Origin of the sequence: Bacillus sp. ISL-4 (genome assembly GCF_018613275.1) — a bacterium.
In the GTDB taxonomy this organism is placed as follows: domain Bacteria; phylum Bacillota; class Bacilli; order Bacillales; family DSM-1321; genus Peribacillus; species Peribacillus simplex_E.
In genome coordinates this window covers 1-21,525 of the sequence record NZ_JAGGQN010000032.1, presented here as the reverse complement: position 1 = coordinate 21,525, position 21,525 = coordinate 1, and the positions used below count along the sequence as shown (strand labels likewise).

General features: G+C 37.1%; 19 protein-coding genes. 11 read left to right on the top strand and 8 right to left on the bottom strand.

The features are described from left to right. Positions 1-130: 130 nt before the first annotated feature. The 5 genes from J7J00_RS19180 to J7J00_RS19165 all read right to left on the bottom strand — a co-directional run bounded on the left by J7J00_RS19180 (position 131) and on the right by J7J00_RS19165 (position 3,092). On the bottom strand, positions 131-1,234 hold the full coding sequence (locus J7J00_RS19180; protein WP_214793585.1) for a spore germination protein: 1,104 nt from the start codon (positions 1,232-1,234) through the stop codon (positions 131-133). Between the two features lie 404 nt (positions 1,235-1,638). After that, complete coding sequence (locus tag J7J00_RS28255) at positions 1,639-1,827, bottom strand: DinB family protein (protein ID WP_396020588.1); 189 nt, start codon at positions 1,825-1,827, stop codon at positions 1,639-1,641. Further along, positions 1,785-2,141: a DinB family protein gene (locus J7J00_RS19175; protein ID WP_286201467.1), complete on the bottom strand. Its 357-nt coding sequence runs from the start codon at positions 2,139-2,141 to the stop codon at positions 1,785-1,787. Before J7J00_RS19175 ends, J7J00_RS28255 begins: the two co-directional genes overlap by 43 nt. A 362-nt stretch (positions 2,142-2,503) precedes the next feature. Then, a complete protein-coding gene (locus J7J00_RS19170; protein ID WP_063576495.1) occupies positions 2,504-2,749 on the bottom strand; it encodes a hypothetical protein in 246 nt (81 codons plus the stop codon). Positions 2,750-2,903: 154 nt separating this feature from the next. After that, complete coding sequence (locus J7J00_RS19165) at positions 2,904-3,092, bottom strand: hypothetical protein (RefSeq protein WP_214793582.1); 189 nt, start codon at positions 3,090-3,092, stop codon at positions 2,904-2,906. A gap of 171 nt (positions 3,093-3,263) precedes the next feature. Between J7J00_RS19165 and J7J00_RS19160 the strand changes: the two genes are divergently transcribed. The 4 genes from J7J00_RS19160 to J7J00_RS19145 all read left to right on the top strand — a co-directional run bounded on the left by J7J00_RS19160 (position 3,264) and on the right by J7J00_RS19145 (position 10,077). After that, a protein-coding gene (locus tag J7J00_RS19160; protein ID WP_370014669.1) for an IS3 family transposase occupies positions 3,264-4,414 on the top strand; the annotation gives its coding sequence in 2 pieces (ribosomal slippage) (positions 3,264-3,513 and positions 3,513-4,414; 1,152 coding nt in all). 26 nt (positions 4,415-4,440) lie between these two features. Further along, positions 4,441-5,067: a restriction endonuclease gene (locus J7J00_RS19155; RefSeq protein WP_286201466.1), complete on the top strand. Its 627-nt coding sequence runs from the start codon at positions 4,441-4,443 to the stop codon at positions 5,065-5,067. Between the two features lie 100 nt (positions 5,068-5,167). Beyond that, the gene (locus J7J00_RS19150) at positions 5,168-6,964 is read left to right on the top strand and encodes a PDDEXK-like family protein (RefSeq protein ID WP_214793574.1); all 1,797 of its coding nucleotides are present in this window, start codon (positions 5,168-5,170) and stop codon (positions 6,962-6,964) included. Between the two features lie 302 nt (positions 6,965-7,266). Next, positions 7,267-10,077 (top strand): DEAD/DEAH box helicase, encoded by a 2,811-nt coding sequence (locus tag J7J00_RS19145; RefSeq protein WP_214793571.1) that lies wholly within the window; start codon positions 7,267-7,269, stop codon positions 10,075-10,077. A 5-nt stretch (positions 10,078-10,082) separates the two neighbouring features. On the opposite strand, the gene J7J00_RS19140 is transcribed toward J7J00_RS19145, so the two are convergent. Further along, positions 10,083-10,496: a (deoxy)nucleoside triphosphate pyrophosphohydrolase gene (locus J7J00_RS19140; protein ID WP_214793568.1), complete on the bottom strand. Its 414-nt coding sequence runs from the start codon at positions 10,494-10,496 to the stop codon at positions 10,083-10,085. Positions 10,497-10,885: 389 nt separating this feature from the next. Here J7J00_RS19140 and J7J00_RS19135 point away from each other — a divergent pair, with 389 nt between their 5' ends. Beyond that, entirely contained in the window at positions 10,886-12,685 is a 1,800-nt protein-coding gene (locus J7J00_RS19135) for a DUF262 domain-containing protein (protein WP_214793565.1), read from the top strand. 318 nt (positions 12,686-13,003) lie between these two features. Here J7J00_RS19135 and J7J00_RS19130 read toward each other — a convergent pair whose 3' ends face one another. Next, positions 13,004-14,962, bottom strand: coding sequence for an oxidoreductase (locus J7J00_RS19130; protein WP_214793562.1), 1,959 nt, complete (start codon positions 14,960-14,962; stop codon positions 13,004-13,006). Positions 14,963-15,301: 339 nt separating this feature from the next. Here J7J00_RS19130 and J7J00_RS19125 point away from each other — a divergent pair, with 339 nt between their 5' ends. The 3 genes from J7J00_RS19125 to J7J00_RS19115 all read left to right on the top strand — a co-directional run bounded on the left by J7J00_RS19125 (position 15,302) and on the right by J7J00_RS19115 (position 18,908). Continuing rightward, positions 15,302-17,068, top strand: a complete 1,767-nt coding sequence (locus tag J7J00_RS19125) for a sigma-54 interaction domain-containing protein (RefSeq protein ID WP_214793559.1) — start codon at positions 15,302-15,304, stop codon at positions 17,066-17,068. A gap of 97 nt (positions 17,069-17,165) precedes the next feature. Then, positions 17,166-17,306 carry a hypothetical protein gene (locus J7J00_RS19120; RefSeq protein ID WP_214793556.1) on the top strand — a complete coding sequence of 47 codons (141 nt, stop codon included), beginning with the start codon at positions 17,166-17,168 and terminating at the stop codon, positions 17,304-17,306. Beyond that, a complete protein-coding gene (locus J7J00_RS19115) occupies positions 17,307-18,908 on the top strand; it encodes a sodium:solute symporter family protein (protein WP_214793553.1) in 1,602 nt (533 codons plus the stop codon). A gap of 68 nt (positions 18,909-18,976) precedes the next feature. On the opposite strand, the gene J7J00_RS19110 is transcribed toward J7J00_RS19115, so the two are convergent. Beyond that, positions 18,977-19,471 (bottom strand): L,D-transpeptidase family protein, encoded by a 495-nt coding sequence (locus tag J7J00_RS19110; RefSeq protein ID WP_214793601.1) that lies wholly within the window; start codon positions 19,469-19,471, stop codon positions 18,977-18,979. Positions 19,472-19,669: 198 nt separating this feature from the next. Here J7J00_RS19110 and J7J00_RS19105 point away from each other — a divergent pair, with 198 nt between their 5' ends. The 3 genes from J7J00_RS19105 to J7J00_RS19095 all read left to right on the top strand — a co-directional run bounded on the left by J7J00_RS19105 (position 19,670) and on the right by J7J00_RS19095 (position 21,470). Beyond that, positions 19,670-20,008: a hypothetical protein gene (locus tag J7J00_RS19105; RefSeq protein ID WP_057276953.1), complete on the top strand. Its 339-nt coding sequence runs from the start codon at positions 19,670-19,672 to the stop codon at positions 20,006-20,008. A gap of 168 nt (positions 20,009-20,176) precedes the next feature. Continuing rightward, on the top strand, positions 20,177-20,902 hold the full coding sequence (locus J7J00_RS19100; RefSeq protein ID WP_214793550.1) for a ZIP family metal transporter: 726 nt from the start codon (positions 20,177-20,179) through the stop codon (positions 20,900-20,902). 187 nt (positions 20,903-21,089) lie between these two features. Then, positions 21,090-21,470, top strand: a complete 381-nt coding sequence (locus J7J00_RS19095; RefSeq protein WP_214793547.1) for a hypothetical protein — start codon at positions 21,090-21,092, stop codon at positions 21,468-21,470. Positions 21,471-21,525 lie beyond the last annotated feature (55 nt).

The window sequence follows — 21,525 nt, the reverse complement described above, 5'->3', positions numbered from 1 at the left end:
GCGGAATAAAAAATATCTTGTCTACCTATTTTACATGAAAATAGTTATCGGAAGTCGCTTTATTAGAAATCTGTGGTAAGAGACAGGAGTAAAAAGAACCAACAGTGAAACCAAAAGAAACCGTAAATTGTTATGACTTTTCTTCATGTTTTCTAACCTTCCATCGCGAGACCATTAGAAGCACCAGTGGCAGTAAACCGAATAAATACAACGCGACATTGCCCTGTAAATCCCCAAATTTAAACATGTCATTGGTATTTTTCGGAATCATGGCAATGATGTAGATAACCGGAAGCAAGCCATACATAAATGGACGAATGCTCTTTTTGAAGAGTTGAGCCAGTCCTAAAGCAGCACCATAGTAGAAGATCGTAAAGGCAGAAAACATTTGCATAATCCATATTACGAGCAACAAAGACTCATATCGTTCAAAGATCAAACCGGTGACTTCAAAACTTCGTATAAGATCAAGTGTCGGCCATGTTCTCGTGACCACTCCATCAACAGATAATCCTCCGATAACCATTACGACCGTTATCAAATAAAAAATCAATGGAATAGAAACTCCAACAAGCAAGGCTTTTACTGCTTTCTTTGGTTCTTTCATAAATGGCAAAAGGAACAAAATGGTTTCAACACCAGTGTATGATAGACCAGTTGTCTGTACTCCTTTTAGTACCGGTATCACTCCCAGCCCTAGTACCGGGCGTAGATTATCAATTTCAAATATTTTGAAGCTCATAAAGGCAACAATTATAAAAATGATGATGGTAATAGGCAAGATAATTTCAAACATTCGGGCAATTGGATTTATTCCGCCAATGATCAGATACAGACCTACCCACAAAAATGTCATGATGATTGCCCAGGTAGGGGTGCCTTCCAACAAAAACAAATTCGATACTTCTGCTAGCGCCCGGACTTGAAACCCACAAGATGAAAAAAAATAACATACAATAAGCAGACTAAGGAACCCTCCAACCCATTTACCAACAATTTCTTGACTGTATTCATAAAAGGTTTTTCCGGGAAACTGTTCGCTTAATTTAACCATGATCACTCCTGCGATCATCGCGATCAGACCGCCTAAAATAACGCTGATCCATATATCTGGGGTTTTCACCTTCTCTACTGCAGTTCTGGGCAAGGTGAAGGTTCCTACCCCGAATATAGCATTGGCTACAATAACAGTTACTTGGCCAGTCGTGATTCGGTCTTTAAAACTGGTAATCATTGCTGGTCACTTCCTTATTCACAATTCAGGGTTGCTACTTTCAAAAAGTTATTACTTCTCATTTTTTCACGCTATTTCTTATAAACGGTACAATTTTATATTTCCAAAAAAGAACAAAAATTATGTATATATGTATACATATTAGGTTGACATAATATGTCCTAACAGAAGCTCCCTCTTACAAAACACCTTGGGAACTATGAGGGTTCAACCTGTCACAATTTATTGTTTATGCAGGATTTTATCATTAATCAAAGTTTGCGCACACTCAAGCGCACCTGGAATCTGTATAAAAAAGTGGGATTTTATGCAACTTCTTATTCAAGAAAATGGCCCTAAAATGGAAAATAAGCGCTTATCCTTGTTCCAGGATAGCGCCCTATTGTGGAAGACTTCTTTATTTATTATTTAGCGAATTCCTTTTCAGGCAACCCCAATATGTCTGTATTTTTAGGTATATGGCCAAGTAGACGTAGCATAGCTACAATTTGCCCTTTATGATGCGACTCATGAGTAATTGAATGGATTAGTAATTGGTGTGGCGTTTTTCTTACAAACCCACTGCCTGCTTTCCAAGAAAGCTCTTTTTCGATAAACCTATCAAATTTGTTTGTGAATTGTTCAATACACTTTCTACATATATATCAGCTTGTTGAAAATAGCGTTGAATATCATCTAACTGCATATTATTAATTACTTCCTTCGTAAATAATGGTGATGATGTTTCTGAAAGTACAAAAGAACCTAGCCAAGCATGATAGCAACCTGCCACATGAACTAAAGAATCTCTAATACTCTGAAAACCAAATTCAAACTCTTTAGTAAAGTCATCTTCATTCAATTCTCTACACTGGTCTAATAAAATCTGACGTGTTTGTTTTACCCATTCATATTCTAGCTTTTCCATAGCTATCCCCCCTTAGATATATAAAGAAAAATTATTCTTTTTACTATAAACCAATTGATATTATCATTACACCTAATTTACTTTTTTATTGAACTATCTATAGGTTAATAACACTCCTTCACAATCCCTTCCTAACTTTAGCAAAATATTCTTAATCCGTTATGCCACAATATGGCCCAATTGTTGAATAAAGGTCAAAGAGCACTCTTCAACTATCCTGCCCCTTTAGTTCCATAAGAAAAGGAGCTGCTGATCAGCTCCTGGTAATGAAGTAAAGCACCCGTTAGTTCAACAAGGATTAAAGTTTTTATGAAACCCTTTCAATTTAGAGAGAATATCCAAGCTGCTGTTTGATATTCATTCTAGTTGATCATTACGTAGGTTAAAAATCCGTAAATACTAGCAAGAAAAGCTAATAATCCGGAAACAATAAATAAAGTTTTAACTAACCAATAATTAAAAATACGGGGTAAAGGGGTGATTTTTATTAAAAATTCTAGACCTTCATCTTGGTTTTGGTAATTTTTCTTTGTTAAATAAAATATCCCTGCCCATATTAACGTAATGCCAGTAACTAAAACTACTGTCATCCCAATAAATTCTCCCACCCTGCATATCCCCTAAAGTAATTATATTTGAAAATAAACTAACTTATTTGGAGTAAAGCACCCGTTAGATCTATAAAAAATGCAATACCAAAAATCCTGCGAACCATATAACCGCCATACCAAAATCTAATAACATCTGCTTCTTATTTTCTTTTTAAAAAAACCATTCAAAGCCATCTATTATTGAACCAATTCCTGATAAAAAAATTATATATTTTAGGAAATTAAAGTTAAAATCGGTAATTAAACCTAATAGTAATATTAAGCCCATTGCTATCATCATCAAATGTCTAATCAGTATAAATGGTGTAGTACTTTCTCTTTTTTCAAAAAATAATCCCATAAAAAAACACCGCCTAATATACCCTACTATGTTAGCCAAATCAGGAACTGGCTACCGACATACTTTAGCTTGTTGAACTCTTGTATGACATATAATCACTGGAGTTAGTATAGTTTCATGGACACATTTTAGTTAAGTCCTTACAATGATTTTTGAGAGGATGTGTCCGTCTTGGAACGTAAGAATACAGGTAAAAAATACAATAATGAATTCAAGAAGACTATTGTAGATCTTTATCACTCGGGTAATTCGGTCAAAGAATTAAGCGGCGAATATGGCGTATCAGAAGTTACCATTTATAAATGGGTTAAAGAATTTACTCCAATCGGTTTAGGGGAAGAGTCCATGACTCCAAAGGAATTAGCCGCCATTCAAAAGGAAAACCTTCGGTTAAAGCAAGAAGTTGAAATCTTAAAAAAGGCTATGGCCATATTCGCGAAAAAGTAACCGAAACAGATCTTACCGAATTTATTGAGGAACACAAGAAACAATATCCCGTACAGAAGATGTGTGAAATACTAGAAATCCCAAGAAGCAGCCATTATCAGTCCCTTCAAATAGTCGTATCAAATCGCGAACAGGAAAACCAAGAACTCACGAAGGAAATTCATCTCATTTACCTGGAAAGCAAGGGACGATATGGGGCTCCAAAGATTCATGAAAGCTTATTAACCAAAGGGTTTTCCCTAAGTCTAAAGCGTGTTCAACGCTTAATGAGCAAGGCGAGAATTCGTTCTATTACTAAGAAAAAATACCGTCCCTATCCATCTAAAGAAAAGGTTATTCAATTGGATAATTTGTTAAAACGAGACTTCACTACTCAGACCATTAATGAGAAATGGGTAGCAGATATTACGTATATCCACACGTTAAAAGACGGATGGTGTTATTTAGCTTCGGTATTAGACCTTCATTCTAAGAAAATAGTAGGGTATTCATTTTCTCGTTCAATGACGACAGAACTGGTCATAAAAGCTTTCAATAACGCACACCTATCACAAAAGCCCTCGGAGGGCTTAGTTCTTCATACCGATCTTGGCTCACAATATACAAGCAGTGAGTTTACTCAACATATCCAAAACCATCATATTAAGCAATCCTTTAGTCAGAAAGGTTGCCCGTACGATAATGCCTGTATTGAATCCTTTCATGCCCTATTAAAGAAGGAAGAAGTCAACCACGTACAATATCTAGACTATCAAACAGCTAAATTAGCGATGTTCCAATTTATTGAAGGTTGGTATAACCGAAAAAGAATTCACAGCAGCTTGGGTTATCAAACCCCACAAGCCATTGAAGATCGAATTAGGAATACAGCTTAAGATTTAACTTTTTAGTGTCCAAAATATTGACTCAAATCCAAAAGTTATTAACTAGGTATCCGAGTTTTAACGAGTTTATTAATCAAGATCCAAAAGGTAAAACAGTTGAATCTGTTGAAAATACAGAAGATAAAACGCCATTAGAATTAATCGGTGAGAACTATAATATTTTAAAGAATGAAATTCAAGACCTATTGTTAGAAAAAATACTTAGTTGCTCACCAATCTTTTTTGAAAGATTAATTGTAGATTTAATAGTAGCAATGGGATACGGAGGGTCAGTTAAAGATGCAGGTAGAGCTATTGGGAAATCAGGGGATGAAGGTATAGATGGCATCATAAAAGAGGATGTTTTAGGTTTAGATATGATTTATCTTCAAGCAAAAAGGTGGAAAAAGGATTCTACTGTATCTCGTCCAGATATTCAAACATTTGTGGGGAGTCTTGTAGGTAAACAAGCTTCAAAAGGTATTTTTATCACTACTGCAAAATTTACGCAGGGTGCTATTGATTATGCAAATTCTATCGATAAGCGTGTAATACTGATTGATGGTAATCAGCTAACAGATTTAATGTTTAAATATAATGTTGGGGTCAGTAATGAGGAAGTCTTTGTTACGAAAAAAATTGATTTGGATTTCTTTGAAGAGTAAAACCTCTCACTTAGCACATTACGGAGGACAGTACCGTAAATAAGTGACGTATTTTATTAAGAAGTATTCGTATAGAAGTGAATTTTAGGAGTGAAATTAGATGAAAATTCGGAATTTATTTGAACTGGAAAATGATATGACATTTCAACAACTTAATCAACAAGTAAACTCTTTCAATGCATTAAAAATCTTAAAATTAGAAAACTATGAAATCCGTCATTCGAATATTTTGGCGTGGCTGCTAGATCCAAAAGAAAATCATAGCCTGCATGATTATTTTCTACGTAAAATGCTTGAACATCTTATCTTAATAGATGAAAACGGCAATAAACTACAATATGAAGCAGTAGGTGAAATTCTTAATCATTCATTAATAGAAAGTCATGTATATCGTGAAGTTAAAACCGACAATAATCGATTTATCGATTTACTTATAGTAAATCAACAATTGAAATCTGTATTTCTGATTGAAAATAAATTTTATTCTACAGAATCGAAAAATCAGTTGGATGATTATTTAACTTTTATCCAAAATATTTTTGAAGATTTTTCAATCATTCCGATTTACTTAACACTTGATGGAGAAGAGCCTTCTAATCAACAATATTTTATTCTTACTTATGAACGTATCGAATCGATTTTACATACAATTCTTATGTTATATAGGGAACAATTAAGTGATAATGTTTACACATTTATTGAAGAGTATAGCCAAATATTAAGAGAAAAATTTTATCCAAATCAAGAACAAATAATGCAAGCAATTGAGATATACCGTAATCATAGAACAACAATTGAAGTGCTATTTGAAAAAACGTCTATTTGTAATAAGCAATTGCAATTTGATTCAGGATATCAATTTGAATTTATGATGAAGTATAAAAATACAATTAACTATATTTTCAACCAAGGTAAAAACATTCTATCCTATAGTTTTGAACATTTTATTTGTCAACAATTTAAAGAAGATGTTCTTTATAATGCACATCCTACTGTTCCAAATTTACTGCCACCTGAATGGGATTCCATCGGGCAATTTTCATTAAGGGAACCAAATTATTGGTTAGGAAAAGGAATAATCGTTTGGTTTGATAGAACAAATGATAATCGCTTGCGCCTTACTGCGGAAATAGGACCAATGGAACTTGTTGGGCGTCTTTCAATGCTTGAAAAACTAGAAAAAATTGGGTTGTCGATTAAAGAGAGTTCAAAATTGGAAAAAGCTCGTTATACACGATTTTTCTCACAAAAGATGGATGTAAACAAATGGAATGATATGACTGAACTTACACAAGTAATGATAGATTTGTATAATAGTTCAGAATTTACATTGTTACGTAAGCAAGTAGCTGCAGTATTAAATAATGAAAGTCTGGTAAAAGAAGAATTAGCTCCTCCTGTGGTGGAAAAGTCCTCTTTAGATGAAAAAAAGCTACAAGTTCAAAATGCATTTAAAAAATGGATGGCATCTAAAAACATCCCTGAAAATCATTATCGGGTATCATCACGAAATCTATCGTTTAAAATTCCTTTGTTTGACGTGTTTAAAGAAGATTTAGGAGAAACAAGAGAAATATGGTGGTGGGATAATGGCCCATTTCTATTTTGGATGGATATTCATTCAGGTTCACTGTACTTTACTCTAGAAATTGGTCCGATTGAAGCAGATAAACGTGTTCTATTAATGGAGAAAATTAAAGAAAAGGGTATAAATTTTAACAAAAAAGGACTTAAACAAGAAGCCAAATATACTCGTATTCACTCTGAAACAATATCAATTGAAGAATTAAAAGAATCGGAAATATTAAATGCTCTCGAAGATTTATACAGCAACAAGGATTTACAAATGATTTTAGAAAAACTTCAAATTGTATATGATGAAATGCTTAATCAATAGAGTGAGGTGAAAATTCTGTAAAAACCGCCCTTAGATATATTACGGAGAACCTTATCATAAATGATGGTAAACAAAAGAAAGTATTCTTAAAAAAAGTGAACATTAGTTTTTTTACCTTGTAACTGAAGTAAAGAAGGATAAATGGGATTTGGAATGATTGATAAAGCCGCTGACCTTGTTAGCTGTTTTTTTATGGAAAGTTCTATGCTATCGTTATCTATGCATTTATTTTGTTTGTTACATAACTTTAAATTTAATAAATCTAAAATTTATATATATATAACCACAGTCAGGAGCTAGCTATGGACATCGAGAAAAAACTAATTGTCAATTCAGACAAGGGTAATTTATTAAATGAATTAATCTCTTCAATAAATGAGTGTGAAAGGTTTTATTTCAGTGTCGCTTTTATTAATTTTAGTGGCCTTCAGCTGTTGTTGGATACTTTCAAGGAAGCGGAAAAAAGGGGGGGAAAGGGGAAGATTATTACTTCTACTTATCTGAATTTTACTGAAGCGAAGGCTTTAAAGAAAATAAATGAGTTTAATAATATCCATTTGAAGATTTTTGAAACAGATAAGGCGATTGGTTTTCATACGAAAGCGTATATTTTTGAATTTAAGGATAGTTATAAGGTGATTATTGGTTCTTCTAATATTACTCAAAGTGCCCTTAAGAGTAATATTGAGTGGAATGTTGAGATTATTGCTAAAGAGGATGCTCAATTTCTTAAGGATGTATTAAAGGAATATGATGGATTATGGAATAGTAGCGTCATAGCGGATGACAATTTCATTAGTAAGTATGAAGAGTTTTTGAGTAAATTAAAGGGCTATACAAATACGAGTCAATTTATTTATGAAAGCTCTGAATATATCATTCCTAATAACATGCAAAAACGTGCGGTTGAAAACCTTGAGAGGATTAGATCGTTTGGGGAAAAGAAGGCCTTAGTTATAGCAGCAACAGGGACGGGCAAAACATATATGTCTGCTTTTGATGTAAAGGGATTCAAGCCTAAAAGATTACTGTTCATTGTACATAGAGAAGAAATATTAAAAAAGGCAAAAGAGACCTTTGAAAAGCTCCTTCCTAATGAAAAACTGACATTTGGATTACTGACAGGGAATCAAAAGCAAAAAAATGCTGATTATATTTTTTCTACCATTCAAACGGTGTCTAAATGCTACGAAGAATTTAAACGAGACGAATTTGATTATATTATTTTTGACGAGGCCCACCATGCAACAAGCCCTAGTTATCTAGCAGTGCTAGAATATTTCAATCCACAGTTCACATTAGGGATGACAGCTACTCCAGAGAGAAGCGATCAACAAAATGTTTTTGACCTATTTGATAATAATGTTGCCTTGGAAGTTCGTTTACATGAGGCTTTAGAAGATGAACTGGTTATTCCCTTTCATTATTTTGGTATTACCGACATTGAGGGAATTGATTTAAGTGATGTAGATATTGACGATGTAGCGGAAATAACGAAGAGATTAAAGGTTAACGAAAGAGTCGACTTTATTATTAAGAATATGAATTTCTATGGCCATGATGGGGACAAAAGAAAAGGGCTAGGGTTTTGCGTAACCGTTGAACATGCACAATATATGGCACAAGAATTTAATAGTAGAGGTATTCAAAGTATTTGTTTATCTGGGAATGACTCAGTCGAGCTGAGATCACATTATATAAATAAGCTAGAAGATGACCATGATAATTTAGAATTTATTTTCACCGTAGATATTTTTAATGAGGGTGTCGATATTCCTTCTGTAAATACCGTTTTAATGTTAAGACCTACTAATTCTCCGATTGTTTTTATTCAACAGCTAGGACGAGGACTTCGTAAACATAAAGACAAGAGTTTCCTAACGGTACTTGATTTTATAGGGAATCATAGTAAAACGTTCTTAATTGCCATCGCATTAAATGGAAGCCGTTATTATGATAAAGAAAGCTTAAAGGTTGCTATTGCGACTGGCTTTGCAAATATTCCAGGTTGTACGCATATTCAAATGGATAAAATCTCTGAAGAACGGATTTTAGCGCAGATTGATAAGGAAAACTTTAATTCTTTGAAGTATTTGAAGGAAGAGTATTTTGAATTCAAGAAAATGAATCAAGGTAAAATTCCTTTATTATTAATGGATTATATGAAATTTAAAGGAGCTCCGGATCCGATTAAGTTTATTAATCGCGATAAAACATATTTGCAATTTGTAGCTAAGGTAGAAAAAGAAGATTCCTTGAAAAGGCTATTACTAGACGAAGCTTTTGAAGGAGTATTAAGGGAATTATCGAGTAAGTTACCTTTAAAGCGAGTGTATGAATTTGCTATTGCTAAATATCTATTGGACCATAATGAGATTTCTTTAGAAACCGCAACACAAGAGATATTAAAGTTAGTTAAAGAGGTAGATGAAGATAGCATATTGCATGCCTTACAGTGTCTAAATCAGGATTTTTATGATCCTGGTCAGAAAAAGAGGAACTTAAAATTATTTGCTCTTGAAAATGGTCATTTAACTAAGACATCTTCTTATCAAAAGGTTCTACAGAATGAAGAATATAGAACGTATATCGAAGATCTTATTATTTATGGAATCTTTAGATATGAAAAGGAATTTAAAGAAGACTACTATGGTGTGCCACATTTGAAGCTTTATGAACAATATCAAATGGGTGATGCTGCATTACTATCAAACTATCGCAAAAGCCATAGTGCTTTTAGGGGTTCGGGTTTACCTTCGAATGGAAATGACTATTTCTTATTTATTGATTTGCACAAGGAAGAAGATATTAAAGAGAGCATTAATTACCACGATGAATTTATAAACGAGCGTATTTTTCAATGGCAGACTCCAAATAGTACAGCCCCAAGTTCTGAGAGAGGAAAGAATATTGTATTCAACCAGGATAGAGGGATACATTTACATTTATTTATTAGAAAGTATAAAGAAATAGATGGAAAGACAGAACCTTATATTTATATCGGGAAGGGTAACACCGTGGAATATGAAGGAGAAAAGCCAATTACCGTTACTATGGAATTAGAGAATGAAGTCCCGGCGAGTTTATATACAGAGTTCACTAAAAGAGTATAGTCTTCTCATTTGAGAAGACTATTTTTTTCATTTATTAATTGTTCCACAGCTGGAATGTCGGCAGGAGCCCATTTTAGGGAACTTAAATTTTCTCGCTTTAACCATATAAGTTTAGAATGCTCATTGGCTGTTGGGGTACCTCCAATGATTCTACATTTTAAAGACAGTAGGTTAATGATGAAGGCTTCATATTCATGCGTATTATCATTAAAGACTGAAGTCTCTGTTTCAACCTTGCATTGTAATTCTTCATCAATCTCTCTTTTTAAAGCAGTAAAAATATCTTCGCCTTTTTCTACTTTTCCACCTGGGAATTCCCACATATTCGGGATGCTCATATCTGGAGAGCGTAACGCACATAGTATTTCATCTTTTTCATTTTCAATGATGGCTGCAACGACTTTAACTTGCTTTTTCATGTTATCCTCCTATAGGTTTGCTATAGGTAATCATATCATTATAGTATGTATAATTAAAAGAAACAGAAAGGGAACAATCAGAATAGAACAGTAAGATTGAAAGGCACTAAGGCTCTTGAAAAAGTGATTGTTTTTCTTGAGCAAGTTAATGTTAGAATTATTCATATATATAGATTTTTTGAATGGCTTCTGTAGAGGAAGGCCAGAAATATTGAAAACGCATTATTCTTCATAATTAATGAGGAAGAGTAAGTTATGGTAATGAGCAATTTAAAAATGTTCATTTTAGTTTTGATGATGACTAAAAGGGTATCATCCAAAAAGGGAATAATTAGCTATTTTAGATGAGAGTTTAATGATTCACAAAACAAAAGAGGAGTTTTCATTCTATGTCGACAAAATATGTTGTAAATAACAGTACTGTAGAAACAGTTCTTAGTTGGGTAAACGCTGGTGAAATCGCAATTCCTGAAATTCAACGACCGTTTGTCTGGAATGCCTCCAAAGTACGTGATTTGATGGATTCCTTATATCAAGGTTTTCCTGTTGGATATCTTATTACATGGAAAAATCCTGATACAAATTTGAAAGATGGTACCACATCCCATGGTAAAAAGATTTTAATTGATGGTCAACAGCGAATCACGGCCTTAACAGCGTCATTATTGGGTCATCAAGTAGTAGGAACCGATTTTAAAAAAAAGCGAATTCAAATTGCTTTTCATCCATTAGATGAACGCTTCGAGGTCTCAAACTCAGCTATTCGAAAAAATCCTGTTTGGATTCCAGATATTTCATTATTTTTTCAACCAAATTTTCAGTTCTTTGACTTTGTTCGGGGATACAGTGAGCAGAATCCAGATGTTGATGTAAATAAGATAGGTAATGTTATCGATCGATTGACAAGAATTCGTTATAGTAGCTTAGGAATCATCGAATTATCCCATGAATTAGATATCGAAACAGTGACAGAAATATTTATTCGAATTAACTCTCAAGGTGTTGTATTAAGCCAAGCAGATTTTGTAATGTCAAAGATTGCGGTCAATGAAGAGTATAATGGAATTCATATCCGTAAAATGATAGATTACTTCTGTCATTTGGCTACGCATCCTGCAGATTATGATTCAATTGTACAAAACGATAGGGAATTCGCAGAAACAGATTATTTTCAAAGGCTTAAATGGATAAAAAACCATACAGAATCCTTATATAAACCAGAATATAATGATCTTTTAAGGGTAGCATTTACCTTTAAATTTTTAAGAGGTAAACTTTCTAATTTAGTTAGTTTATTATCGGGAAGAGATTTTGAAACTAGAGAATATAAAGAAGATATAGCAGAAGCTTCATTTAAGCGTTTAGAAGAGGGCGTCCTCGCGTTCGTAACTGAAACGAATTTTAAACGTTATCTAATGATAGTAAAGTCAACAGGTATTATACATAAAAGTTTAATTCGTTCGCAAAATGTGCTCAATTTTGGATATATCCTATATTTATTACTAAGACAGAAAAATATTGAAAATGCAGAAATCGAAAGTATAGTTCGTAGATGGATAGTTTTATCTATATTAACAGGCCGATACTCTGGGTCAGCTGAGTCTATGTTTGAATTTGATATAAGACGCTTTGATCAAGCACAGGACCCAAAACAATTTGTTAAGCACACAGAAGAAGGTGAGTTATCAGAGGCTTTCTGGTCTAATATTTTAGTCTCTCGTCTTAACACATCAGTTTCAAGTAGTCCATTCTTTCAGTTGTATTTAATGGCGCAAATTAAGAATAATGATCGAGCTTTTTTATCTAAAGCTATAGAAGTACGGCATTTAATTGAAGAAAGAGGAGATATACATCATATATTCCCAAAAAAACATCTTCAAAAAAATGGCTTTACTAATCGTAGTCAATATAATCAAGTAGCTAACTATGTTTATATCCAACAAGAAATTAATATCGCTATAAGAGATAAAGCACCTGAAGTGTACATGAAAGAGATAGAGGAACAATGCTGTACCAAAAATACGAACTATGGTGGAATTATCGATGAAAATGAGTTACTGGCTAATTTAAAAAGTAATTGCGTTCCTTTATCTCTTTTTCATATGAATGCTAATCAATACGAAGAATTTTTAGAAGAAAGGCGCATTTTAATGTCCAAGAAAATCCAAGAATATTATGAACAACTCTAAGAATTAATAACTATTTAGAAGTGAAAAACAAATCGACTTTGCTGACAAATCCTCAAAAAAGCTATGGAATTACGATAAAGATGGGGTCAGTAAGTTGATTGCGACGATGCCTATGTCTAAGTGGAGTGCCAGCTCTAAAGGGTTAATATCTTACGAGATGATATTTTATCTGAACTTTGATGTCAAACCAGATAATCAGAGGATTTTGTTTAATATGACTAAGGATATTTGTGAATATAGACTTCATTATCACTATGAGCGCGAGGCTAAATAAAAGAACAAAAAAGAGACATCCCCCCAAGGAATGTCTCTTTCCCTCTATAAACTAATAGCACTCATCATCCCTTCATGCGTCGCTTCCTCAATCGTACGTGGTCCAAGGCAATCTCCTATTTGTTTCACAGTCGGCGCATGGCCTTTCATTTCTTCGAATAGTTCTGTGTTGGGAATACGGCCAAGGGAGAGGACGATGGAGTCCCAGTTGATTAGTTCTTCTTTTTGTTGGGTGAATAGGTTCCGGATGATGACAGTATCTTCTTTGATTGCCCCGATATCGTAGTGGGGAAGGAGTGTGACGTTTAGGTTGTATAGTTTTTTTAGGTATTCATTCCTGAGATATTGGTGAACGGTTTCGCCAATGTGCAGTCGTGATGTTATGAGTTTTACTTGGTGTCTTTTTTCGGCTAGATATATCGCTGCTTCCATGCCGGGCCAGTCGCCGCCAAAGTCGAATACGAGTACGTTATCCCCAACTTTTTTAGTTGAGCTGAAGAGGTCATCACTCATGATGATCCGTGGGTCATCGATTCCTTCGATGGCTGGTATATAGGGCCGTGAGCCTGTTGCACAGATGATGGCGTCCGGTTTCGATTCGGATACTTCTTGAACAGTGGCGCTTCTTCCTAATTTTAAATGTATCTTGCTTCTCATTAATTTCCGGGAATAGTTATCGAGCATCGATTCTGCCAGTTCATGACGCATGGGTGCTTTGCGCATGGTGCGGAGCAGGCCGCCAATTGATGGACTTTGATCGATCAGTGTAACGGAATGACCTAATGAGTCCGCTGTTATGGCTGCCTGTAATCCTCCGGGTCCGGCGCCGATGACCAGGACATTCTGTTTGTTTCTCGTTTTCTTTAATTCTGGTAATATCCATGCTTCTTTACCTGTTGTTGGGTTTTGGACACAGCCAATTGGCAGTCCTTTATGATAGTGGCCGATACAGGCTTGTAAACAGCCTATGCATGCATCGATTGCTTGCAGGTCGCCGTTTTTTGCTTTGTTGGGCATGTCTGGGTCGACGATCAAGGCCCTGGTCATTCCCACGACATCGGCTTTTCCGGTTGATACGATTTGTTCCGCTTCAACGGGGTCGACGATTCGATTGCCGACAAAGACCGGAACGGCTCCTGCCATCCTGATTTTGAATCCATGTGGAGATAGGTATGCGTGCTTCATCGGTGATGGCGGCACAATATGTGTTGATCCCTCAAAGGTGCTTGAATCTCCGGCAGTGACGTTGATGAAATCCAATCGGACTTTTTCCGCGAGATATTCGACGATTTGCACGGAATCCTTCATCGTGGTCCCATCCATCGTCAGTTCATCTGAGCTCATTCGAATGCCGACGGTAAAGTCTTCCCCGACTCTTTCCCATACTTTCTCCAAAATTTCCACGATGAATCGCATCCGATTTTCGAATGATCCGCCATAGAGATCGTTGCGTTTATTTGTATGCTCCGACCAAAACTGGGCAGGAAGATATCCGTGTGAACAGCAAATTTCGACTCCATCGAGTCCGCCTTCCTTTGCCAGCTGTGCTGAATGGGCAAACCCTTCAATCACTCCTTCAATATCTTCTAAACTCATTGGCTTTGGCATGACACCGAAGCGAAGGCTGGGAACGGCGGATGGTGCCCATGCCGCATTCCGGTAGTCGCTCGATACGACTTCCCTTCCGCCATGAAATAGCTGCGAGAAAACCTTCGTTCCATACTTATGGAGCGTTTCGGAAATCTCTTTGTAGGCATCGACGATTCTTTGGTCATATCCTGCGATCGTTTTGGACGTAAGCATGCCGGATGGATGTACGGATGCCGCTTCAAGGATGATCAATCCGACGCCACCTTTAGCACGGGCTTCATGATAGGCGACCATATCCGAAGTGGGGATTCCGTCCGTTACATGATTTGTTTGATGTGCTGTACTTAAGATCCGGTTTTTTAATTCAGTAGAACCGATCGTTAACTGGGTAAACAGATTCTTGAATTGAGCCATGGTCATGACCACTCCCTAATTTTAGATAGAATGAGAGTATAGAGGGCACCAATCGCCCTCTACCTATCCCTATATAGGTTCAATATGCAATAACCATGCCGTTCAGGGAATTTGGGTTCATCATCGTTTTTTTACTTTTATAAGGAGGGTATGGGCCATGAATCGAGTATTTTATATATAGATAACTGAACCTTTTTTGAAAAGTGGTGATTCATAATAGGTTCGGCATTCGATTGGTTGATAGATGGACATTCGTTGCTTATGAGAGGGGCGCTTATTTCTTTGCCGCACCAAAAAGTGTAACAAAATCGGTTCGAAATCAAAAAATGGGGTGATTGTGTGGATACTGAATTTAAAAAAGAATCACTAATTGTATTTTCCGATATTTCTATTTTGGATGTAAAATCCTTACTGAAAATTAATTCCTCTCCCTTTATTGTCATGAAAAATCACCTGGAGATCCTCGGCATTTTAGAGGAAGGTTTCTTTTTGAAGAGATTGGATAGCGGTGGTCAAAATCAGGAAATCACGGCTTATCTTAATACATCATTTGTCGTTGTAGAGAATTTAGATAGGCTAAGTAAAGAGGATCTGAGCACCTATGATTTTGTGATTCAACATAATGATAACCAATATAGATGCTATCCGATCACTGAAGTCAGGGAAATGCTGCTTAAAAAGAAGATTAAGAGCTTAATAAGTTTAAATGAATCACTGCATGAAGAGCTGGAGGTGACAAGAAAGAAGGTCAAAGAGCTGACACAAATCCTGGATTCCAGTTATGATGAAATTTTCGTGACGGATGCCAACGGGAACACGTTATTCGTGAGTGAAGCATGTAAGAAGCTTACAGGGCTGCCGCCGGAAGCCTTTATTAATAAGAACATTAGAGAGTTAGTTGAAAAGGGACTGATCAACAATTCGGTTACACTAAAAACGATGAAAACGAAAGCGATTCATTCAGCGGAGCAAACCTATCCGCATGGGTTGACTGTATTCTGCACCGCGAAGCCGATTTTTGATGAGGAGGGGAATTTATATAGAATTGTTTCGAATTCCAGGGATATTACGGAATTGGTTGAGATGAAGAGTAAATTGAACAGAGTGAACCTTAGGAATCAGCGGACCAAGCATGAGAATTCGAGAACCGTTTCGTTCAATAACTTCATTACAAATTCCGATAAGATGCTAAAGGTTTTGGAATTGGCTGAAAAAGTCGCACCCATGGATTCATCGATCTTCATCCATGGTGAAACCGGAGTCGGGAAAGGGGTTATAGCAAGGGTCATTCATGATCTCAGCAGTAGAAAGGATAAGAAATTCATTCAAGTGAATTGCGGCGCGATTCCATCAGCTTTAATTGAGTCCGAGCTGTTTGGCTACGAAAGCGGTGCATTCACGGGAGCCAATAAGCACGGAAAACAAGGGCTTGTTGAGATGGCGGATGGCGGTACACTTTTTCTTGATGAAATTGGGGAAATGCCACTAGACATTCAAGTGAAAATCCTGCATCTGGTCCAAGACAGAACATTCATGAAGGTGGGAGGAACGAAGGAGAGAAAGGTGAATATTCGCATTATCTCGGCTACGAATAAAGACTTGAAACAAATGATCAAGAATAATCAGTTTCGCGAAGATCTATATTATCGGTTGCATGTGGTTCCAATGGAAATACCGCAGCTGCGTGAGCGAAAGGAAGATATTCTATTATTAACCGATTATTTTCTGAAGAAATTCAATGAAAAATACGGTCAATCAATCACGATCGATGATCATTCGAAGTTAATTCTGCAGCTGCAGGATTACCCGGGTAATGTTCGCGAATTGGAAAATGTAATTGAACAAATTGTCGTGACGGCTAGAAAACCTATCGTAACGATAGAGGATTTGCCTTCTGATTTAACCTACAAAGATACGGCGCTAGTCAATTTAACAGGAATCATTCCCTTGAAGAAAGCGTTAGAGGAAACGGAAAGGCAATTATTGTCACAGGCCCTTTCCACCTATAAATCAACCCGAAAAATGGCCAAAGCCCTGGAGGTCAGCCAAACGACGATCATGCGCAAACTAGGCAAATACCAATTTAGCTATCATGACGATAAATAAAATTAACCTCTTTTAAAATCTGAATATTCAAAAACTTGGTATGGATATTGCATATTTCATTATTGATTATTTCTATTTTGATAAGGGGGGGCAAGAAATGGGCGAATTGATTTTCTCTTTAAGTTATGGGGGTTCCTTAATTGTCATGGGGTGGATCACGAAGGTGTTCCTAGTGAAAATGAAAAAGAATCAAGAAGAAATAAAAGCAAAAGATCCGATTGAAAAGGTGGGGATGTAAGTGGCCTTTCTGTTTGGTATTATCGTATCCTTTTGTGTGTATGTCTCGATCGGCATTTTCTTATTCAGGAAAGTGAAAAGCTCAGAGGAGTATTATGTTTCTGGACGGAGCGGAAACACATTGATGATAACAGGTACGCTTGTTGCCTCTTTCCTAAGTACGGTATCCTTCATGGGAGAGGCGGGATTTTCCTATGAAGGGTATCCGATCCTGCTGCTTATCCTCGTTATTTTTAATGCTAGCGGCTATATTTTCGGGGTGTTCCTGTTTGGCAGGTATTTAAGAAGAAGCAAATCATTGACGGTTCCTGAATTTTTTGGTAATCGCTTTCATTCGAAGAAGGTCCGTCTGGCAGCTGCCATCACGACGATTCTCGGAATCGCAGCATACTTAGTTGCCGTTACACAGGGAGCAGCGGTTTTATTGGCCGAGGTTTCCGGTGTTTCCTATCCAATGGCCCTGGTGATCATGTGGGTCGTATATTCATCCTTTACCATTCTCTCAGGGGCGAAGGGGGTCATGGTGAATGATACCGTGATGTTCTTTTTATTCTCGATCGCAACGTATCTGAGCTTTCCTTATATTATCAAATCCGCAGGCGGTTTCCCTGATGCCATTACTAAAGCGGCAAACCTGGCTGAACGGCCTGATTTATTAAGCTGGCATGGCATTACCGGACCTGCCGCAACGATGGGAACTCCTTGGGAAGCATTGGCCTGGGCAGTCATCATGGGCCTGGTCTGGGGCATTGTCATTGCAGTGAGTCCGTGGCAAAGCAGCCGATACTTGATGGCAAGAAATGAACACGTAGCCATCCGGGCCGGCGTTTGGGCAACCATATCCATTTTGACCGTCTATTTGTTCCTCCATATCAGCATATCGACAATCACCACCATTAAAGCGGATATCGCACCGACGGAAAAGGTATTCATTTGGGCAGCGATGAATATCGTCCCGACATGGCTTGGAGTCATCATTGTTAGTGGCATCATGGCTGCGGCATTATCCTCCTGTTCGAGCTTCCTGCAAATAATAGGAAGCAGCATAACAAGGGATATAATGGAACAAACACGGAAAAAGGAATACACAGATCACCATCTATTGCGGGCCAGCCGCATTTCCATGGTCGTGATCAGCTTGATCATTCTATTGATTGGATTGTTCCAGCCGCCTGCCGTCATGTGGATCGGCTACTTTGCAGCAACATTATTTGCTGCATCATGGGGACCGATTGCCATATCAAGCGTATTTTCAAAGAAGGTAACGAAAGAAGGAGCCTTTTGGAGCATCGTATTCGGCTTCTTTGGAGTGATTCTCGGAGAAAGCCTCGGTATGTTCGGAATAAGCCTTCCCGTTTACTTCAATCCTGTCATCATAGGTTTAATCTTAAGCATAGGCGCACTTATCATTGGCTCCAAGTATGGAACGATCACCATTGAAGAAAGGGAGTTTCAAGCCAATATCCTTCAAACCCCGATTGAAATAGACGAGCAAAAAGAAATGAACATCACCCGCAGATACCCAACCTATTTAATGATCAGCGGCGTCATGATCATCATGGTAACACTAGTGTTTTATTATTGGCCGATAAATATGAATTGATAGAAATGGCAGGGGAGATCCCTGCCTTTTTTTGACTGAAAAAAAGTGTCCAGGTTTCCCCGCACACATTAAGGATGAATCGTAACCGGCGTCCCGATTGGAACGATTCTTGATAATTCCTCCACGTCCCGATTATGCATGCGAATACAGCCTTTTGAGACGGCTTTACCGATCGAGCTGGGATCATTCGTTCCATGAATGCCATAGTGTTCTTTTGATAAACTCATCCACATTGTACCGAATGGGCCTCCGGGGTTTGGTTCTTTATTAATGATGATGAATTGTCCTACTGGTGTACCGAAAAGCATTCTTCCAACAGCAATCGGATATTGTTTTTGCAGTACGCCATTTTTTAGCAGCTTCAGCTTACGATTGTTAACGGACACATCGATCTGAAATGGAATGGTATCAGGAGGGGGAAAACCAGGGATCATGATGGGTTGACCAGGATAAATGACATTTGGATTTATGGTCGGGTTAGCGGTGATGATTGCCGATAGCGGTTTCCGGTAGTCCCTGGAAATCTGTGTCAGTGTTTCACCTGGTTTAACTATATGAATCAGTCTGAACACCTCCATAGGTTATAGTTGCCATGTTTCATTCTATGTGATTTTTCAAAAGTGTTTCGTAACTCGCTGTTATCTGTTTTTAATGAAACTAATATGTTAAGTAACTTAGCCGAAAAGAAACCGAAATGAACTTTTGATAAAATAAGTTTTTATGGAGATGGATTTTTTGTTAGTTAAAGAGGGGGAATAAAGGTGGAGGAACATGTGAAAAAGGCTTTAGTAGAATGGAATGAAGAAATCAGTGATGTGTTAAATGGGATAGAAAAAGAGTATGAAGAAGTTAAGCGTGATCTTCAGGTTTATTCCTATAAATTCAATATTACCAAACAAGTTGTACAATCCACTATAAATGATGAAATTATTCGAAACATCCGTGAGCTCTATCATAAACCTTTTGAACAAAAATTGAACGAATTGAAAGAATCAATAAAAGAGCTGGAAGAAAAGAGAAAGGTTTTCCAAATGTTTGTCGATAAAATTGAAAAGGTTAGTGAAAGAGAAGAAGGAAAACCGCAAATATCAGTCATATAAGGCAGCGAAGGCTAGGATAATCATAGCGACTCTACTATTCTATACACAACTACCATGGCAGCGAATATAACTGCTTTTTTTTTGCTGGAATTTGCAAAAAGCAGCCCCTTGTTTACCCCAACATCTACCAGGGTACACTATCCTATAAACAGGAAATGGGGGAATTCTATGTGGAATGCGGTCTTTTGGGGAGGGGTTTCGGGTTCTGCTGTCCTGCTTGGCGCACTAGCCGCCATCTTCATTCCGATAAAGAAAAACATCATTGGCTATATTATGGCTTTTGGTACAGGTGTATTGATTGGTGCAGCGGCATATGAGCTGCTTGCTGATTCGGTGAGTGATGGAGGAATCTGGCCGACTGCAATAGGATTCATAACAGGGGCCGCCGTATTTACCGCCTTGGATTTTCTTATTTCCAAAAAAGGTGCGGATAAAAGGAAACGGTCCAATAATAACTCTTCGAAGGAAGCGGGCCTAGCCATTTTCATCGGGACGGTGATGGATGCCATACCGGAGTCGATCATGATTGGCGCAAGCTTAATAAGCGGTGGCTCGGTAAGCTGGTTATTGGTCATTGCCATTTTCATCAGTAATATTCCGGAGGGGCTCTCAAGTACAACTGGTCTGCTCAAAAGTGATTATTCGAAGAAGAAGATCATGCTGCTGTGGTTTTCCGTCCTGGTCATTTCGGCACTATCCTCGATGTCGGGCTATCTATTCCTCGATCATGCCCCGGACTATGTCCTGGCAGCGATGGCAGCATTTGCAGGCGGCGGAATCATCGCCATGATTGCCTCAACGATGATGCCTGAAGCATATGAAGACGGAGGAGCGATCACGGGGATATTCACCGCAGCCGGCCTGCTTATCTCTTTAGTTCTGGATTCGATGTGATAACGAAAAAGTGAGATTGTCCCCTTGGAAGGAAAGGGGGCAATTTTTTTGTGTATAAACTCTATCATAGTACGAAATGCATAGGCGAAATAAGGAAATCTACTCTAAGAATAATTGTTGGTGTTAAAATATCATTTCAAATCATACACTCTTCATATAGATTTTAGACATTGAGGAGATGTTAGAAATGAACTTCGAGATGCAAATAGCGAATATGCTGGCTGATAATATAAATGGTTTCATTACATTCGTCCGGGAAAATCATGAAAATGAAAATAATTGCTTTTGTTTAAATAGAGATAAATTGTATCAATTGAAGCTTCTTGTTGAGGAGTTTAAGTTTCAAGTTTTGGCAGATGAACTTAAACGTATTAATCGGTTTACCTGGGATGAAAACTACACGCATTTATTAGTTGATAGATTCAGGAAAGGGATGGGGATCATTGAAGAGTACGTTGAAAACAACTACAGCGATTTATTCATTTTTACTGCTAGACTTTATACGTTGAATAACCTCAGCTTATTATTTTGCAAGGAGGAAGAATCTGGAACATCCCTCCGCGAATAAAAGAAGAGCACATATTATCGTATATAATATGTGCTCTTTTTGTGCGCCCGGCATG